Origin of the sequence: Kluyvera cryocrescens NBRC 102467 (assembly GCF_001571285.1) — a bacterium.
Lineage (GTDB): Bacteria > Pseudomonadota > Gammaproteobacteria > Enterobacterales > Enterobacteriaceae > Kluyvera > Kluyvera cryocrescens.
The window spans coordinates 22,694-41,463 of the sequence record NZ_BCTM01000011.1 but is presented as its reverse complement, the minus strand read 5'-3'; the positions used below and the strand labels follow the sequence as shown (position 1 = coordinate 41,463).

At 56.4% G+C, this 18,770-nt stretch carries 14 protein-coding genes and 1 riboswitch; of the genes, 11 read left to right on the top strand and 3 right to left on the bottom strand.

The annotated features are described in order from the left end of the window. Nucleotides 1-73: 73 nt before the first annotated feature. A complete protein-coding gene (gene sgrT / locus KCR01S_RS24085; RefSeq protein ID WP_072129073.1) occupies nt 74-211 on the bottom strand; it encodes a glucose uptake inhibitor SgrT in 138 nt (45 codons plus the stop codon). Between the two features lie 222 nt (nt 212-433). On the opposite strand from sgrT, the gene sgrR reads away from it, so the two are divergent. The 4 genes from sgrR to thiQ all read left to right on the top strand — a co-directional run bounded on the left by sgrR (nt 434) and on the right by thiQ (nt 5,604). Further along, nucleotides 434-2,089 (top strand): HTH-type transcriptional regulator SgrR, encoded by a 1,656-nt coding sequence (gene sgrR / locus KCR01S_RS08955; protein WP_061282250.1) that lies wholly within the window; start codon nt 434-436, stop codon nt 2,087-2,089. 56 nt (nt 2,090-2,145) lie between these two features. Further along, a riboswitch (TPP riboswitch) is annotated at nt 2,146-2,321 on the top strand. A 31-nt stretch (nt 2,322-2,352) separates the two neighbouring features. Then, nucleotides 2,353-3,336, top strand: a complete 984-nt coding sequence (thiB, locus tag KCR01S_RS08950; RefSeq protein WP_061282248.1) for a thiamine ABC transporter substrate binding subunit — start codon at nt 2,353-2,355, stop codon at nt 3,334-3,336. Next, nucleotides 3,312-4,922 (top strand): thiamine/thiamine pyrophosphate ABC transporter permease ThiP, encoded by a 1,611-nt coding sequence (gene thiP, locus KCR01S_RS08945; RefSeq protein WP_061282246.1) that lies wholly within the window; start codon nt 3,312-3,314, stop codon nt 4,920-4,922. Before thiB ends, thiP begins: the two co-directional genes overlap by 25 nt. After that, nucleotides 4,906-5,604 carry a thiamine ABC transporter ATP-binding protein ThiQ gene (gene thiQ / locus KCR01S_RS08940; RefSeq protein ID WP_061282244.1) on the top strand — a complete coding sequence of 233 codons (699 nt, stop codon included), beginning with the start codon at nt 4,906-4,908 and terminating at the stop codon, nt 5,602-5,604. The genes thiP and thiQ overlap by 17 nt, the downstream gene beginning before the upstream one ends. Before the next feature lie 42 nt (nt 5,605-5,646). On the opposite strand, the gene KCR01S_RS08935 is transcribed toward thiQ, so the two are convergent. Together KCR01S_RS08935 and araC are read right to left on the bottom strand one after the other, a co-directional pair. Beyond that, nucleotides 5,647-6,414 (bottom strand): DedA family protein, encoded by a 768-nt coding sequence (locus KCR01S_RS08935; protein ID WP_061282242.1) that lies wholly within the window; start codon nt 6,412-6,414, stop codon nt 5,647-5,649. 129 nt (nt 6,415-6,543) lie between these two features. Beyond that, nucleotides 6,544-7,389: an arabinose operon transcriptional regulator AraC gene (gene araC, locus KCR01S_RS08930; RefSeq protein WP_061282240.1), complete on the bottom strand. Its 846-nt coding sequence runs from the start codon at nt 7,387-7,389 to the stop codon at nt 6,544-6,546. 337 nt (nt 7,390-7,726) lie between these two features. On the opposite strand from araC, the gene araB reads away from it, so the two are divergent. The 7 genes from araB to rluA all read left to right on the top strand — a co-directional run bounded on the left by araB (nt 7,727) and on the right by rluA (nt 18,728). Continuing rightward, on the top strand, nt 7,727-9,433 hold the full coding sequence (araB, locus tag KCR01S_RS08925; protein WP_061282238.1) for a ribulokinase: 1,707 nt from the start codon (nt 7,727-7,729) through the stop codon (nt 9,431-9,433). An 11-nt stretch (nt 9,434-9,444) separates the two neighbouring features. Further along, nucleotides 9,445-10,947 (top strand): L-arabinose isomerase, encoded by a 1,503-nt coding sequence (araA, locus tag KCR01S_RS08920; protein ID WP_061282236.1) that lies wholly within the window; start codon nt 9,445-9,447, stop codon nt 10,945-10,947. 74 nt (nt 10,948-11,021) lie between these two features. Further along, nucleotides 11,022-11,717, top strand: a complete 696-nt coding sequence (gene araD, locus KCR01S_RS08915) for an L-ribulose-5-phosphate 4-epimerase (protein WP_061282234.1) — start codon at nt 11,022-11,024, stop codon at nt 11,715-11,717. A 176-nt stretch (nt 11,718-11,893) separates the two neighbouring features. Beyond that, nucleotides 11,894-12,562, top strand: coding sequence for a hypothetical protein (locus tag KCR01S_RS08910; RefSeq protein WP_061282232.1), 669 nt, complete (start codon nt 11,894-11,896; stop codon nt 12,560-12,562). A gap of 99 nt (nt 12,563-12,661) precedes the next feature. Beyond that, nucleotides 12,662-15,019, top strand: a complete 2,358-nt coding sequence (polB, locus tag KCR01S_RS08905; RefSeq protein ID WP_061282230.1) for a DNA polymerase II — start codon at nt 12,662-12,664, stop codon at nt 15,017-15,019. Nucleotides 15,020-15,149: 130 nt separating this feature from the next. Then, nucleotides 15,150-18,056 (top strand): RNA polymerase-associated protein RapA, encoded by a 2,907-nt coding sequence (rapA, locus tag KCR01S_RS08900; RefSeq protein ID WP_061282228.1) that lies wholly within the window; start codon nt 15,150-15,152, stop codon nt 18,054-18,056. A 12-nt stretch (nt 18,057-18,068) separates the two neighbouring features. Then, nucleotides 18,069-18,728, top strand: a complete 660-nt coding sequence (rluA, locus tag KCR01S_RS08895) for a bifunctional tRNA pseudouridine(32) synthase/23S rRNA pseudouridine(746) synthase RluA (protein ID WP_061282226.1) — start codon at nt 18,069-18,071, stop codon at nt 18,726-18,728. Nucleotides 18,729-18,770 lie beyond the last annotated feature (42 nt).

The window sequence follows — 18,770 nt, the reverse complement described above, 5'->3', positions numbered from 1 at the left end:
CACGCGAAAGAATAAAAAAAAGCCAGCAGATAATACCTGCTGGCAAATACTCAGTCACACATGATTAGGCGAATTAATGCTCAGAGGTCGGTTTCGTAACTTCCCACTGCATCAGATAATTCAGCACTTCAAGCCGCTGCGCGGTTGCCTGGCGGGCCAGCCAGGAAACCTGTTTGGTAGCAGAAAAATAACGCTGGTAGAACTGATACATAGTGACCTCCTCATCTACCTCGTAGATTTCACATTGCCGGTAAACCGCATACCTGTTTGTCCCCATTCACATACAACGATGTGGCCAGGGCGAGCAGGCGCAGCCAATGCATCCGCAACCTGAAAGACGATGGGTAGACACCTCCTCGCTTCATCGAAAGTCATTATTGGCTTAATATAGGGATTAATAAATTGCTGAGTTTTTAGCGGGAGTTCCTCTTTTATGCCTTCAGGTCGACTGCAACAACAATTCATCCGCTTATGGCAGTGCTGCGAAGGGAAATCGCAGGAAACCACGCTCAACGATCTGGCTGAACTGCTGAACTGTTCCCGCCGCCATATGCGCACGCTGTTGAACACGATGGAAGCGCGCGGCTGGCTGACCTGGGAAGCCGAAGTCGGGCGCGGCAAGCGCTCTAAGCTGCATTTCCTCTATACCGGATTGGCATTACAGCAGCAGCGGGCAGAGGATCTGCTGGAACAAGATCGGATCGATCAGCTGGTGCAACTGGTGGGGGATAAAGCAGCGGTGCGCCAGATGCTAGTGTCGCATTTAGGCCGCAGCTTCCGTCAAGGCCGACATATTCTGCGCGTGCTTTACTATCGCCCAATGCACAATTTACTGCCCGGTACGGCGCTGCGACGCTCAGAAACCCACATTGCGCGACAGATTTTTAGCGCACTGACCCGCGTTAATGAGGTAAATGGGGAACTAGAAGCCGATATTGCGCACCATTGGCAGGCCATATCCCCATTACACTGGCGTTTTTACCTGCGTCCTGGGATTCATTTCCATCATGGGCGCGAGCTGGAGATGGAAGACGTCATCGCTTCGCTGCATCGCAGCATGACCCTGCCGCTGTTTTCCAATATTTCGCGCATCGACTCCCCCACCGCCTGGACGCTGGACGTGCATCTGCTCCAGCCCGATCGCTGGCTACCGCTGTTGCTCGGCCAAGTTTCGGCAATGATCCTGCCGCGCGAATGGCAATCGCTGCCTGATTTCTCCCGTATGCCGGTGGGGACCGGACCGTATGCGGTAGCGCGCAACAATCAGAACCAGTTAAAGATCCATGCCTTTGATGATTACTTTGGTTTCCGTGCCCTGATCGATGAGGTTAACGTCTGGGTACTGCCGGAAATTGGCGAAGAGAATAACTGCGGTCTGACGCTTCAGGGCACCACGCAGAGCGAAAAAGCGATCGAGAGTCGCCTGGAAGAAGGCTGCTACTATCTGCTATTCGATGCGCGCAGCCCACGCGGTAGCAATCCGGCGGTGCGCCAGTGGCTAAGCCACATCTTCCATCCCAACAATCTTCTCTATCACGCGGGTGAGCAGCACCAAAGCCACTGGTTCCCTGCCTATGGCCTGCTGCCGCGTTGGCACCATGCGCGCAGCCAAATCTGCGAAAAGCCGGCCGGGCTGGAATCGGTCACCCTCACCTATTATCGGGAACACGTTGAACACAAAATCATTGGCCTCATCATGCAGGCGCTGTTAGCCGAACATCAGGTCACGCTAAATATTCAGGAAGTGGATTACGACGAGTGGCATCGCGGCGAAGCAGTGAGCGACGTCTGGCTCAACAGCGCCAACTTTACGCTGCCGCTGGATTTCTCGTTGTTTGCCTATCTGTATGAAGTGCCGCTGATTCGTCACTGCGTCCCCATCGATTGGGAACAAGATGCCGAGCGCTGGCGCGCGGGTGACCTTCCGCAGGCAGACTGGTGCCAACAGCTGCTGGTGAATCAGTCCGTCGTACCACTCATTCACCACTGGTTGATGATCCAGGGGCAGCGCAGTATGCGCGGCGTGCGTATGAATACATTGGGCTGGTTTGACTTTAAATCGGCGTGGTTTGCTCCGCCCGATCCGTAGAACCGACTGGATAACGCTTAAGGCTTTTGATTTATTCACGTAATCATTACAATGTGCCGTTCTCAACGGGGTGCTAAAAAAGCATACACGACATCATTTGAGTTGCATCAAGGCGGCGAACGAGTGCAGCCAACGCAGAGGCAGCTCGAAGGATGAAGCGTATGGGCTGAGATAATACCCGTCGAACCTGATCCGGATAATCCCGGCGAAGGGATTTGAGGCTCACTCAAAATCCTTTGCCACCAATATACTAAAGGTGCAAAGTGTTCAAAAAATTACTCCCCCTGCTGGTCCTGGTGGCCGCTCCCGTCTTCGCCAAACCGGTTCTGACGGTTTATACCTATGACTCTTTCGCCGCTGACTGGGGCCCGGGCCCGGCGGTGAAAAAAGCCTTTGAAGCCGACTGCGACTGCGAACTGAAATTCGTGGCGCTGGAAGACGGCGTGTCACTGCTGAACCGTCTGCGGATGGAAGGCAAAAACAGCAAGGCTGACGTCGTGTTAGGGCTGGACAACAACCTACTGCAGGCAGCTACCGACACCAATCTGTTTGCCAAAAGCAATGTTCCTGCCAGCGCGGTGAGCGTCCCGGGCGGCTGGACTAACGATACCTTTGTACCGTTCGACTACGGTTACTTCGCCTTCGTCTACGATAAAAACAAACTGAAAAACCCACCAAAAAGCCTGAAAGAACTGGTGGAAAGCGATCAGAAATGGCGCGTGATTTATCAGGATCCGCGTACCAGCACCCCCGGCTTAGGCCTGCTGCTGTGGATGCAAAAAGTCTACGGTGATAAAGCGCCGGAAGCCTGGCACAAGCTGGCGGCTAAAACCGTCACCGTCACCAAAGGCTGGAGCGAAGCCTACGGTCTATTCCTGAAAGGGGAAAGCGACCTGGTGCTGAGCTACACCACGTCGCCGGCGTACCACATCATCGAAGAGAAGAAAGATAACTACGCGGCGGCGGCCTTTAGCGAAGGTCATTATCTGCAGGTGGAAGTGGCGGCGAAAACCGCCGCCAGCAAACAGCAGAAACTGGCGGATAAATTCCTGAACTTTATGGTCTCCCCAGCGTTCCAGAACGCCATCCCGACCGGCAACTGGATGTACCCGGTTACCCAGGTCACGCTGCCGGAAGGCTTTAACAGCCTGGTGAAACCGCAAACCGCACTGGAATTTACGCCACAGCAGGTGGCGACTGAACGTCAAAACTGGATTAACGCATGGCTTCGCGCAGCCAGCCGCTAATTCCCCGCTGGCTTTACCCTGGACTGACGGCCACTGTGTTAATGGTGGGCGTCGCCCTGGCGGCGTTTCTGGCGTTGTGGCTCAACGCGCCGGATTTCTCATGGTCAACGCTGCTCGGTGATAGCTACCTCTGGCACGTGGTGCGCTTCTCCTTCTGGCAGGCGTTTCTTTCGGCGCTGCTGTCGGTTATCCCAGCCATTTTCCTCGCACGGGCGCTGTATCGGCGTCGCTTCCCAGGCCGACTGCTATTGCTGCGCCTATGCGCAATGACATTGATCTTACCGGTGCTGGTCGCGGTATTCGGCATTCTGAGCGTTTACGGGCGGCAGGGCTGGCTGGCACAGCTTTTCGCGTGGCTCGGCTGGCAGTGGAATTTCTCGCCCTACGGCCTACAGGGTATTCTTCTGGCGCACGTGTTCTTTAATATGCCGATGGCGACTCGACTGCTGCTGCAAGCGCTGGAGCAAATCCCCGGCGAGCAGCGGCAGCTTGCTGCCCAGCTAGGCATGCGCGGCTATCCATTCTTCCGCTACGTTGAATGGCCGTGGATGCGGCGGCAGATTCTGCCTATCGCGACCCTGATTTTTATGCTCTGTTTCGCCAGCTTCGCCACCGTGCTATCGCTAGGCGGCGGGCCTTCCGCCACCACGATCGAGCTGGCTATTTACCAGGCGCTGAACTTCGATTACGACCCTGCACGTGCGGCCATGCTGGCGATCATTCAAATGACCTGTTGTCTGGCGCTGGTGCTGTTAAGCCAGCGCTTAAGCCGGGCGATTGCCGTCGGTAATACGCAGGTCCACGGCTGGCGCGATCCTGATGACCGCTGGCACAGCCGGATTGGCGACGCACTGCTTGTTGCACTCACGCTGTTACTGCTGCTACCGCCGCTGCTGGCGGTGGTGTTTGACGGCCTCAACGCCAGCCTGTGGCAGGTGCTTCAGCAGCCCATTTTATGGCAAGCGGTCGGTACATCGCTGCGTATCGCCCTCGCCGCCGGCGTGCTGTGCGTCATCCTTACGATGATGCTGTTGTGGAGCAGCCGCGAACTGCGGGCGCGCAATCGGCCTCTGGCCGGGCAGGCGATGGAGTTAAGCGGAATGTTGATTCTGGCGATGCCGGGGATCGTGCTGGCAACCGGCTTCTTCCTGCTGCTGAACAATACCGTTGGCCTGCCGGAATCGGCCGACGGCATTGTGATTTTCACCAACGCGCTGATGGCGGTGCCCTATGCCATCAAAGTACTGGAAACGCCAATGCGCGACATCACCGCCCGCTACACGATTCTCTGCGAATCGCTGGGGCTGGCCGGTTTCAACCGGCTACGCGTGGTCGAACTGCGGGCGCTCAAGCGGCCGCTGGCGCAGGCGCTGGCGTTTGCCTGCGTGCTGTCGATTGGTGATTTCGGTGTCGTCGCATTGTTCGGCAATGAGAATTTCCGCACCCTGCCGTTTTATCTTTATCAGCAAATTGGTGCCTACCGCAGCCAGGACGGCGCCGTGACCGCGCTGATTCTGCTTCTGCTGTGCTTTGCTCTGTTTACCATGATTGAAAAATTACCCGGACGCCATGCTAAAACTCAATGATGTGACCTGGCTGTATGAGCATTTACCGATGCGTTTCACCACCTCGATCGCTCAGGGCGAGAAAGTGGCGATCCTCGGGCCCAGCGGGGCGGGTAAATCCACGCTGCTCAATCTGATCGCCGGTTTTCTTCCGCCCGCCAGCGGGACGATTATGCTGGAAGGCCGTATCCATACGGATACTCCGCCGTCACAGCGGCCGGTATCGATGCTGTTCCAGGAGAACAATCTATTTAGCCACCTGACGGTGCGTCAGAACATAGGTCTGGGGATGAGCCCACGCCTGAAGCTTTCAGCCGATCAACAGCGAAAGATTCAGGTTATTGCCGGGCAGATGGGGCTGGAGAGCCTGATGGACCGGTTACCCGGCGAGCTTTCCGGCGGCCAGCGTCAACGTGCGGCACTGGCGCGTTGTTTGGTGCGGGAACAACCTATTTTGCTGCTTGATGAGCCTTTTTCTGCGCTCGACCCGGCGCTTCGTCAGGAGATGCTTCAGTTGGTCGACGACGTTTGCCAGCGCCAGCAATTAACGTTGTTGATGGTGTCGCACAGCGTGGAGGATGCCGCGCGCATTGCCACGCGGGCGATGGTGATTGCCGATGGCCGTATCGCCTGGGATGGCGACACGCAGGCACTGCTAAGCGGCAACACCAGTGCTTCAGCCCTGCTGGGCATAAAGGCATGACGGCCGCCGGATAAGATGTTGGCTTATCCGGCGCTCGGCCCATTACAGGCCGACAACCTTACGTAAAATATCGATATACACCGGCATCAGCGGGTGACGAATCACGCTCACCAGCGCCACCACGGCGACACCCGTCACGAGCGGAGCCAACAACAATAAGCGTTGCCGCGGTAAATACGCGCTCAGGCGATCATGGCTTTGACTCGCGCTACGCCACAAACGCCAGCACAGCCAGCCGCCCACCCACAGCAGCAGCGCCGCCGCCAACAGCAGCCATTTAAAACCCGCGCTATTTTCATCGGCAGGAATATCAATAGCCGCCCCGGCCAAAATACCCGGCAGGAAGTACAGCGGCGGCCACAGCACGCAGCCGATAATATTCGGCGTGATAAATTTGGCGACCGGCAGGTCGAGCATCCCGGCAACCATGGGCACCAGTGGCCGCGTTGGCCCCACAAAGCGGCCTATCAGAATGGTAATCATGCTGTGCTGATGCAGCGCGTGCTCGGTCTTATCCAGCAGCGCGCGGTTTTTCTTCATAAAAGACCAGCGATGCAGCGGCTTTTTAAAACGCCATCCCAGCCAGAATGAGATCCAATCGCCGAGCAGGCAGCCTATTATCCCGACCAACCATGCTTGCCAGAAATTCACCTCACCGCTACCGATCAGCGCGCCCAGTCCCGCCATCATCACGGTGCCCGGCAAAATCAAGCCAACCAATGCCAGTGATTCCAAAAACGCGACCAGCGCCACCGCAATCAGCGAATAGGTCGTGGATTGCGTAATAAAGTGTTCCAGCAGTTCTTGCATAGTGTGCCCGGTTTGAAAACGAAGCAGGGATTCTCCGGAGCGTTCCCCGCATCGTCAAGCCTTCAATTGTCTATAGAGTTTACTGGCAAAGACAAAAGCCGACACAGCGCATTTCCTTTTCTTTACTTTTTATTCACACCCGGCGCGGAATTCACTCGGGCTGGCGCCGGTACATTTTTTGAACACTCGCGAGAAATAAAGCTGATCTTCAAAACCAACGTTGCGTCCGACGCTGGCAATAGGCATTCGCGTGGTGCTCAATAACAGCTTCGCCTGGCTAATACGCTGATCTTCACGCCAGCTCAACACGCTCACGCCAAGCTGCTGGCGGAACAGGTGCGATAAACGCGAGGGCGACAGACAAACGTGCTGGGCAACGCTGGCAATTTCAAAGTGGTTATCCGCCAAATGGTCGCTGATATACTGGCAAGCATCCCGCACCCGGTTGTCCATCGGTGGGTGCAGCGATTCGTTAATCGCTTCCATACGGCGAAGCAGCAGTTGCTCCAGCAAATTGATAGCCAACAGCTCCGAATAACGTCCCACGCCCTGCCCGGCCTCGATGATTTTGTTAAACAGGCTGGCGATTTCAGCCTGATGCGCCTCATCCGGACGATAAAAACCGGTTTGCGCCACGATAGCCGGCCAGTTCAGCCATTCGTGCCAGTAGGCGCGCGGGCGGAAGTAGACCCACTGGTGATACCACTCGCTGGCGTCAGGGTGACGACCGTAATGATGAATTTCACCCGGTGGAAACAGCAGCATATCCCCCTGCCGACAAACAAACTGTTTACCCTGATTTTCGATGACCCCTTCACCGCGCACCGTCATATTCAGAATAAAACCCTTCATCCCGAGCGGACGATCGATGAAAAAGTCCAGGTATCCCCCGGCCTCAATGGGCGTTAATCCTGCCACCAGATGGGCGTTAAACGAGTAGCCGGGCAGCAGGGGATCGTTTTGCATTTCAGCCATTTCAGCTCCCCCTCATTGATATTTTAAGAAACCAATTATCCATATCTGCTTTTTATCCTTGCGGCTGCAGCCATCAATCAGCATCCGTACCAGCGCTGCTGGCAACCCCGTTATTTCAAGGCACTTAGAGAATTAGCCCGGGAAAGAGCCGCACTCAGGACAACAACTGAAGTGTCTATAAAGACGGCAGAAAAGTCCACATTGATTATTTGCACGGCGTCACACTTTGAGAGGTCACAGCAAGATCATCCATAAGATTAGCGGTTCCTGCCTGACGGTTTTTAGCGGAGATATCTACTGTTTCACTATCACGTTTTCTTTGAGATGGAGTAACACGATGGCAATCGCAATTGGCCTCGATTTTGGCAGTGATTCAGTACGCGCCCTGGCAGTAGATTGCGCGACGGGCGAAGAAATCGCGACCAGCGTCGAATGGTATCCGCGCTGGCAGGAAGGCCGTTTCTGCGACGCGCCAAATAACCGCTTCCGCCATCATCCACGCGACTACATTGAGTCGATGGAAGCGGCGCTAAAAGGCGCATTGGCCGAGCTTTCCAGCGCCCAGCGTGCGGATGTGGTCGGCATTGGCGTCGACAGTACCGGCTCAACGCCCGCGCCGATTGACGCTGACGGTAACGTGCTGGCGTTGAAAGAGGAGTTTGCCGACAACCCGAACGCGATGTTCGTGCTGTGGAAAGACCATACTGCAGTTGAAGAGGCCGAAGCCATCACCCGCCTGTGCCACCAGCCGGGAAAAGAAGATTACTCCCGCTACATTGGCGGTATTTACTCCAGCGAATGGTTCTGGGCCAAAATCCTCCACGTCACCCGCGAAGACCGCGCCGTCGCGCAGGCGGCCGCATCGTGGATTGAGCTATGCGATTGGGTTCCCGCGCTGCTCTCTGGCACCACTCGCCCGCAGGATATTCGCCGCGGTCGCTGTAGCGCCGGGCATAAATCCTTGTGGCATGAAAGCTGGGGCGGCCTGCCACCGGCCTCATTCTTCGACGAACTTGACCCGATTCTTAATCAACATTTGCCCTGCCCGCTGTTTGGCGATACCTGGACCGCGGACGTTCCCGTCGGCACGCTGACCGCCGACTGGGCCGAGCGCCTGGGGCTGTCGACCAAAGTGGTTATCTCCGGCGGCGCATTCGACTGTCATATGGGGGCGGTCGGCGCAGGTGCACAGCCAAACGCGCTGGTAAAAGTCATTGGCACCTCGACCTGCGACATTCTGATTGCCGACAAACACAGCGTTGGCTCGCGCACGGTGAAAGGCATCTGCGGCCAGGTTGATGGCAGCGTGGTACCAAACTTTATCGGTATGGAGGCGGGCCAGTCGGCCTTCGGCGATATCTACGCCTGGTTTGGCCGCGTGCTCGGCTGGCCGCTGGAACAGCTCGCCGCCCAGCATCCTGAACTTAAAGAGCAGATCAAAGCCAGCCAGAAACAGCTGCTGCCGGCGCTTACTGCAGCGTGGGCCAGCAATCCGTCTCTCGACCACCTGCCGGTGGTGCTCGACTGGTTTAACGGTCGCCGAACGCCGAACGCTAACCAGCGCCTGAAAGGCGTAATCACCGATTTAAATCTGGCAACCGATGCTCCAGCGCTGTTTGGCGGGCTGATTGCCGCCACCGCCTTTGGCGCCCGCGCCATTATGGAGTGCTTCACCGAGCAGGGCATCCCGGTCAATAACGTGATGGCGCTGGGCGGTATCGCCCGTAAAAACCGCGTCATCATGCAGGCCTGCTGCGACGTGCTCAACCGTCCGCTGCAGATTGTCGCCTCCGATCAGTGCTGCGCACTGGGCGCCGCGATTTTCGCCGCCGTCGCCGCACGCGTGCATGACGATATTCCTGCGGCTCAGCGGCAGATGGCCAGCCGCGTCGAACACACGCTACAACCTCAGCCTGCGCAAGCTCAGCGCTTTGAACAGCTCTACCAGCGCTACCAGCAATGGGCCACCAGCGCCGAACACCATTATCTTCCTGCTGCTTCGTCGGAAAAAACCGCCACTTCCCCTGCAGCGTTGACTCATTAAAGGATACGACTATGACCGTTTTTGATAATTATGAAGTGTGGTTTGTCATTGGCAGCCAGCATCTGTATGGCGCTGAAACCCTGCGCCAGGTGACGCAGCACGCAGAACACGTGGTTAATGCCTTAAATGCCGAAGCCAAGTTGCCGTGTAAACTGGTGCTCAAACCGCTGGGGACGCGCCCGGATGAGATCACCGCAATTTGCCGCGATGCCAACTACGATAACAAATGTGCCGGCATGGTTGTCTGGCTGCACACCTTCTCCCCGGCGAAGATGTGGATCAACGGCCTGACCCAGCTCAACAAACCGCTGCTGCAGTTCCACACCCAGTTCAATGCCTCCCTGCCTTGGGACAGTATTGATATGGACTTTATGAACCTTAACCAAACCGCGCACGGCGGCCGCGAATTCGGCTTTATCGGCGCGCGTATGCGCCAGCAGCACAGCGTCGTGACCGGCCACTGGCAGGAAAAACGCGCGCAGGAGCGCATCGGCGACTGGATGCGTCAGGCCGTATCGAAACTGGATACCCGCCAGCTGAAAGTGTGCCGCTTCGGCGACAACATGCGCGAAGTGGCAGTGACCGACGGCGATAAAGTCGCGGCGCAGATTAAATTTGGCTTCTCAGTCAATACCTGGGCCGTTGGCGATCTGGTACAGGTGGTCAACGCCGTGACCGACGGTGAAATCAGCGCACTGGTTGATGAATATGAAAGCCGCTATCGCCTGACGCCTGCCGCGCAGATCCACGGCGACAAACGCCAGAACGTGTTAGACGCCGCGCGCATCGAGCTGGGGATGAAACGCTTCCTCGAAGAAGGCGGTTTCCACGCTTTCACCACCACCTTTGAAGATTTGCACGGCCTGAAGCAGCTCCCGGGTCTCGCCGTGCAGCGCCTGATGCAGCAGGGCTACGGCTTTGCGGGCGAAGGCGACTGGAAAACTGCCGCCCTGCTTCGCATTATGAAAGTGATGTCGACCGGTCTACAGGGCGGCACCTCATTTATGGAAGACTACACCTACCACTTCGACGGTGGGAACGATCTGGTGCTCGGTTCGCACATGCTGGAAGTCTGCCCGTCCATCGCGGTTGAAGATAAACCGCTGCTTGACGTGCAGCCCTTGGGCATCGGCGGCAAAGCCGATCCGGCACGTCTGATCTTCAACACCCAGACGGGACCGGCAATCGTCGCGAGCATGATCGATCTTGGCGACCGCTACCGCCTGCTGGTCAATACCATCGAAACGGTGAAAACCCCGCACAATCTGCCGAAGCTGCCGGTGGCTAACGCCCTGTGGAAAGCACATCCGAATCTGGAAACCGCCTCTGAGGCGTGGATCATTGCCGGCGGCGCGCACCACACCGTGTTTAGCCATGCGCTAACGCTGGACGATATGCGCCAGTTCGCTGAACTGCACGATATCGAAATCGCCGTCATCGACAACGATACCCGCCTGCCGGCGTTCAAAGACGCACTGCGCTGGAACGAAGTGTATTACGGGTCAAAACGCTAAGAAGCTTCCTTTCCCCTCCCCCTCTCCTTCAGGGAGAGGGCCGGGGTAAAGGAAACTGAAACACGGAGCAAACCATGTTAGACGATCTTAAACGCCAGGTGTTGGAAGCCAATCTGGCGCTGCCCAGACACAACCTGGTCACCTTAACCTGGGGCAACGTCAGCGCCGTCGATCGCGAACGCGGCGTATTGGTGATCAAACCCTCCGGCGTCGACTATAGCGTGATGACCGCCGATGATATGGTGGTCGTGAGCCTCGAAACGGGTGAAGTAGTTGAAGGCAAGAAAAAGCCCTCGTCGGATACCCCAACCCACCGCCTGCTGTATCAAGCATTTCCCACGCTCGGCGGTATCGTTCACACCCACTCGCGCCATGCGACCATCTGGGCGCAGGCCGGGCAATCTATTCCAGCAACCGGCACCACTCACGCCGACTATTTCTACGGCGCTGTTCCTTGTACTCGCCTGATGACCGACGCGGAAATCAACGGTGATTACGAATGGGAAACCGGTGCGGTGATCGTCGAAACCTTCCGGCAAAACGGCATTGACCCGGCGCAAATGCCCGGCGTGCTGGTCCATTCCCACGGCCCGTTCGCCTGGGGAAAAAGTGCCGAAGATGCGGTGCATAACGCCATCGTACTGGAAGAAATTGCCTATATGGGCATCTTCTGCCGCCAGTTGGCACCAGAGCTACCGGATATGCAAAAGACGTTGTTGGACAAACACTACCTGCGTAAGCACGGGGAAAAGGCTTATTACGGGCAGTAAATTATGGCCGTCAGAGCAGGTTCTGACGGCATAACAATCTATTTTTAAATCCCTTCCCTACCTGATTCCTGGACTTATTTAGCACTGCTAAAGCGTCGTAAAATCAACTTAATATTTAAGTTGTTACGGCATACGCTCGCTTCATATGTCTAAATACTCATATTAAGGTCTCACTCATGTCTGAAGTTATGGTCTCGGAAGGAATTATTGAATCTTATTGGTTGTTAAAAGATTATTGGACCCGGGTTCGATTTGCCTATCAAACCGAAAATGGTGGCTGGAGTGATATTGACGTTGTCGCCTACGATCCTGAAACGCGTCACCTGGTTATCGCCGAATCAAAAGTACGCGGCCCTAAAAAAGCTATCTATGCCTACACCGAGCTCACTCAAGACAAATACGGCTCGCTACTTGATTATGATGGCAATAATTACTTCTCCTTCCTTAAGAATCTGCCCCGCATTTGCAGCGATGGGATCCTCTTCAAAAATTTCTCTCGGATGGTAGACAAAATCACCGTTCAATTGGTTTCTAACTACGTTATTGATCAGGATGTTATGGAAGATGCCAAAGCCGCGGTGCTCGCGCAGGTGAAAAGCATTTTGCCCAAAATGAAGTGTGAGCTCGAGGTTATGCTCAATTCCACCATGGATATCATGGTGCAGGTAATTGAGCAGGAAAATGAAATGACGAAAGGGCGCCGCTATGGCAATGCCATGCTGGATATTGCCCGCGAAATGAACCGCTATGCGCACCCTGATATCAAATATGCGGGCCGCGGCGACAAAGAGGCGCTAAGAGCACAGATGATTTCTCCCCTCATTGACACATTGAAAAGGAAGTAAATACAGCTTATAACCAACCTATAAATACTGTATATAATCCCATATCCCCTGTAGCATTCATGCTATACTTGGGCAGGGTTTACTGACAAAGAGCAGAGCGTGACGCAGCCACAAGCAGGTTTTCTACTCACCCGTCACTGGCGGGATACGCCGCAGGGCACGGAGCTGACCTTTTGGCTGGCGACCGATAGCGGCCCGCTACAGGTCACGCTGCCGCCGCAAGAATCCGTGGCGTTTATCCCCGAATCCCAGCGTGCGCAGGTTGAACGTCTGCTACATGGCGAAAATGGCCTGCGTTTTGCTTCGCTCACGCTCAAAGATTTTCATCGTCAGCCGGTTTTTGGCCTTTACTGTCGGGCCCATCGCCAACTGATGCGGCTGGAAAAGCTATTGCGCGAAAACGGCATTACCGTCTATGAAGCTGATATCCGGCCCCCAGAGCGCTACCTGATGGAGCGATTTATCACTGCACCGGTGTGGGTCGAAGGTGATATGCACGGAAATATCCTTCGCCAGGCGCGGATGAAGCCAAATCCCGACTATCGCCCCCCGCTGAAGTGGGTATCGCTGGATATCGAAACCAGCCGTCACGGCGAGCTGTACTGCATCGGCCTTGAAGGCTGTGGCCAGCGCACCGTCTATATGCTCGGTTCCCCCCCGGAGCAGCAGCCACAGGTCGATTTTCATCTCGAATATGTTGCCAGCCGCCCGCTGCTGCTGGAAAAGCTCAACGCCTGGTTTGCCGAGCACGATCCGGATGTGCTGATCGGCTGGAACGTGGTGCAGTTTGATCTTCGGGTGCTGCAAAAAAGCGCCGAACGCTATCAGGTTCCGCTGCGTCTTGGACGCGGCGGCAGCGAACTGGAGTGGCGCGAGCACGGCTTTAAAAATGGCGTCTTCTTCGCCCAAGCCGCCGGGCGGTTAATTATCGATGGCATTGAGGCGCTGAAGTCCGCTTTCTGGAGCTTCTCTTCCTTTTCTCTGGAAAATGTCTCTCGTGAATTATTGGGCGAAGGCAAAGCTATCGACAACCCATGGGACAGAATGGACGAAATTGACCGCCGTTTCGCCGAAGATAAGCCCGCGCTTGCCACCTATAACCTGAAAGACTGCGAGCTGGTGACGCGTATTTTCCACAAAACGGAAATCATGCCATTCCTGCTGGAGCGCGCCACGGTCAATGGACTGGCGGCCGACAGACACGGCGGCTCGGTCGCCGCCTTTAGCCACCTCTATTTTCCGCGCATGCATCGCCTCGGCTATGTGGCACCCAACCTTGGCGAAGTTCCTCCGCAGGCCAGCCCCGGCGGCTACGTCATGGACTCGCGCCCCGGACTGTATGATTCCGTGCTGGTGCTCGACTACAAAAGCCTGTATCCGTCGATCATTCGCTCATTCCTGATCGACCCGGTTGGCCTGATTGAAGGGATGGCCCATCCTGAGCAACAGCACAGTACGGAAGGCTTTCTCGACGCATGGTTCTCCCGCGATAAACACTGTCTGCCGGGGATCGTCAGCCAGATTTGGCACGCCCGTGATGAGGCCAAGCGTCAGCACAACAAACCGTTGTCGCAGGCGCTGAAGATCATCATGAACGCCTTTTATGGCGTGCTCGGCACCAGCGCCTGCCGCTTTTTCGATCCACGCCTGGCCTCGTCGATCACCATGCGTGGGCATGCGATCATGCGCCAGACCAAAGCGCTGATTGAGTCGCAGGGCTACGATGTCATTTACGGCGATACCGACTCCACCTTTGTCTGGCTCAAAGGCGCCCACGAAGAAGAAAAGGCCGCTGAAATCGGCCGCTCGCTGGTCGCGTTTGTTAACCAGTGGTGGGCCGATGAACTACACAAAAGCGGCCTGACCAGCGCGCTGGAGCTGGAGTTTGAAACCCACTTTTGCCGCTTCCTGATGCCAACCATTCGCGGGGCGGATACCGGCAGTAAAAAACGCTACGCCGGGATGATTCAGGAAGGTGATAAACAGCGCATGCTGTACAAAGGGCTGGAAACCGTGCGCACCGACTGGACGCCGCTGGCACAGCAGTTTCAGCAGGCGCTCTATTTACGCATTTTCCGCAACGAGCCATACCGGGAATTCATTCGCGATACCATTGATAAACTGATGGCCGGCGAGCTCGACGATCAGCTGGTTTATCGTAAGCAGCTGCGCCGCCCGCTGGCGGAGTATCAGCGCAATATCCCGCCGCACGTGCGCGCCGCTCGTCTTGCTGATGAACACAACGTGCGGCTTGGGCGTCCGCAGCAGTACCAGCAGCGCGGCAGTATCCGCTACGTCTGGACCACTAACGGCCCAGAGCCACTGGCTTACCAGCAATCACCGCTGGATTACGATCACTACCTGACAAAACAATTAGCCCCCGTTGCCGAAGGAATTCTCCCCTTTGTCGACGACGATTTTGCTACAATAGTGACGGGGCAACTGGGTCTATTTTGACAGGTGACTAACGTCTCGCCATCCAGTACCATAGCGCCCTTTCCATTCCTGGACCTCATTCACTCGCCGCCTTCCTTTAGGTGGTGGATGGATATTGCCTGCAATTTATTAAAGATAGAGCCGAACGCATATGCCTTTTACACTTGGTCAACGCTGGATCAGCGATACAGAAAGCGAATTGGGACTTGGTACTGTTGTTGCAATGGATGCACGAACCGTCACCCTGCTCTTTTCCGCAACCGGAGAGAATCGTCTGTACGCTCGTAGTGACTCCCCCGTGACCCGCGTAATGTTCAATCCCGGCGACACGATCACAAGCCATGAAGGCTGGCAGTTGCTCGTTGATGAAGTTAAAGAAGAAAATGGTCTGCTGGCGTACATCGGTACCCGCCAGGACACCGAAGAAGAGAACGTGATGCTGCGCGAAGTGCTGCTTGACAGCAAGCTGGTGTTCAGCAAACCGCAGGACCGTCTTTTTGCCGGCCAGATTGACCGTATGGATCGTTTCGCGCTGCGCTACCGCGCGCGTAAATATCAAAGCGAACAGTACCGCATGCCGTGGAGCGGCCTGCGCGGTCAGCGCACCAGTTTGATCCCGCACCAGCTCAATATCGCCCATGACGTTGGCCGCCGTCACGCCCCGCGCGTACTGCTGGCGGATGAAGTCGGTCTGGGTAAAACCATTGAAGCCGGGATGATCCTGCACCAACAGCTGCTGTCCGGTGCGGCACAGCGCGTGCTGATTATCGTGCCAGAAACCCTGCAGCATCAGTGGCTGGTCGAAATGCTGCGCCGCTTCAACCTGCGCTTTGCGCTGTTTGATGACGAGCGCTACGCCGAAGCCCAGCACGATGCCTATAACCCGTTTGAAACCGAACAGCTGGTGATCTGCTCGCTGGACTTCGTGCGCCGTAGCAAACAGCGCCTCGAACACCTGTGTGATGCCGAGTGGGATCTGATGGTGGTCGATGAAGCGCACCACCTGGTGTGGAGTGAAGAGGCGCCAAGCCGCGAGTATCAAGCTATTGAACAACTGGCCGAGCGCGTGCCGGGCATCCTGCTGCTGACCGCAACGCCGGAGCAGCTGGGTATGGAGAGCCACTTCGCACGTCTGCGACTGCTTGACCCGAACCGCTTCCACGATTTCGCACAGTTCGTTGAAGAACAAAATAATTATCGTCCGGTTGCTGACGCCGTCGCGCTGCTGCTGGCCGGTAACAAACTCAGCAACGATGATCTGAACATGCTGGGTGAACTGATTGGCGAGCAGGATATTGAAGCGCTGCTGCAAACCGCCAACAGCGATCGCGAAGGTGCAGAAGCCGCGCGCCAGGAGCTGATCTCCATGCTGATGGATCGCCACGGTACCAGCCGCGTGCTGTTCCGTAACACCCGTAACGGGGTGAAAGGCTTCCCGAAACGCGAACTGCACACCATCAAGCTGCCGCTGCCGGCACAGTATCAGACGGCGATTAAGGTATCCGGCATTATGGGTGCCCGTAAAGGCGCTGAAGAACGCGCTCGCGACATGCTGTATCCGGAGCAGATTTATCAAGAATTTGAAGGCGATACCGGTACCTGGTGGAACTTCGATCCGCGCGTTGAGTGGCTGATGGGCTACCTGACCGCGCATCGTTCTCAAAAAGTACTGGTGATTTGCGCCAAAGCCGCCACCGCACTGCAGCTTGAGCAGGTTCTGCGCGAACGCGAAGGCATCCGCGCGGCGGTATTCCATGAAGGTATGTCGATTATCGAACGCGACCGCGCTGCCGCGTGGTTTGGCGAAGAAGACAGCGGCGCTCAGGTTCTGCTGTGTTCGGAAATCGGTTCTGAAGGCCGTAACTTCCAGTTTGCCAGCAATCTGGTGATGTTCGACCTGCCCTTCAACCCGGACCTGCTGGAGCAGCGTATCGGCCGTCTGGACCGTATTGGTCAGGCGCACGATATTCAAATCCACGTGCCGTTCCTCGAGAAAACCGCTCAGTCCGTACTGGTGCGCTGGTTCCACGAAGGTCTGGACGCGTTCGAGCACACCTGCCCAACCGGCCGTACCATTTACGACAGCGTTCACGATCGCCTAATCGGCTACCTGGCAGCACCGGAAAATACCGACGGTTTTGACGAGCTGATTAAAGACTGCCGCGAACAGCATGAAGCGCTGAAGGCACAGCTGGAACAGGGCCGTGACCGCCTGCTGGAGATTCACTCCAACGGCGGCGAGAAAGCCCAGCGCCTGGCGGAAAGCATTGAAGAGCAGGATGACGATACCAACCTTATCGCCTTTGCCATGAACCTGTTCGACATTGTCGGCATCAACCAGGATGACCGCGGTGAAAACCTGATCGTGCTGACGCCGTCCGACCATATGCTGGTGCCGGACTTCCCAGGGCTGCCGGAAGATGGTTGCACCGTAACCTTCGAGCGTGATGTCGCGCTGTCCCGCGAAGACGCACAGTTCCTGACCTGGGAACACCCGCTGATTCACAATGGCCTGGATCTGATCCTTTCCGGCGACACCGGGAGCAGCACCATTTCATTGCTGAAAAACAAGGCGCTGCCGGTCGGTACTCTGCTGGTTGAACTGATTTACGTGGTCGAAGCGCAGGCGCCGAAACAACTGCAGCTTAATCGCTTCCTGCCACCTACGCCGGTGCGTATGCTGCTGGACAAGAACGGCACCAACCTCGCCGCGCAGGTTGAATTTGAAACCTTCAACCGCCAGCTCAGCGCGGTCAACCGCCACACCGGCAGTAAACTGGTGAATGCGGTACAGCAGGACGTGCACGCTATTCTGCAACTGGGCGAAGGGCAGATTGCCAAAGCTGCGCAGGCGCTGATTGATGGTGCACGTCAGGAAGCTGATGAAAAACTCAGCGCTGAACTGTCGCGTCTGGAAGCGCTGAAAGCGGTGAACCCAAACATTCGCGACGATGAACTCTCGGCGATTGAAAGCAACCGTCAGCAGGTGATGGAAAGCCTGTCACAGGCGGGATGGCGTCTGGACGCGCTGCGTCTTATCGTCGTCACTCACCAGTAACAGGAGCCCGCGATGGGAATGGAAAACTACTTTCCGCCACAGGATCCATGGCTGGTCATCCTTTATCAGGATGACCATATCATGGTGGTCAACAAGCCGAGCGGCCTGTTGTCCGTGCCCGGCCGTCAGGAAGAGCATAAAGACAGCGTTATGACGCGCGTCCAGCGTGATTTTCCACAGGCAGAGTCCGTGCACCGCCTCGATATGGCAACCAGCGGCGTCATCGTAGTGGCCCTGACCAAAGCGGCTGAACGTGAGCTAAAACGCCAGTTCCGCGAACGTGAGCCGAAGAAACAGTACGTGGCTCGCGTTTGGGGACACCCGCAGCCGCAGGAAGGTCTGGTGGATTTACCGCTGATTTGTGATTGGCCGAACCGGCCAAAGCAGAAAGTATGTTATGAAACCGGGAAGTCGGCGCAAACCGAATATGAGGTACTGGAGTACGCGGCGGATAATACTGCCCGCGTGCTGCTAAAACCGATTACCGGACGTTCCCACCAGCTGCGCGTGCATATGCTGGCGCTGGGGCATCCGATTCTGGGCGACCGTTTCTACGCAACCCCGGAAGCGTTGGCGATGGCTCCCCGCCTGCAGCTGCATGCACAGACGCTGACTATTACCCATCCGGAATTTGGCACTAGCATGACGTTTAAGGCACCCGTCGATTTTTAACGAAGCCCTTATCCGAGGACGCTTCGCTTGCCCGGCCTACCC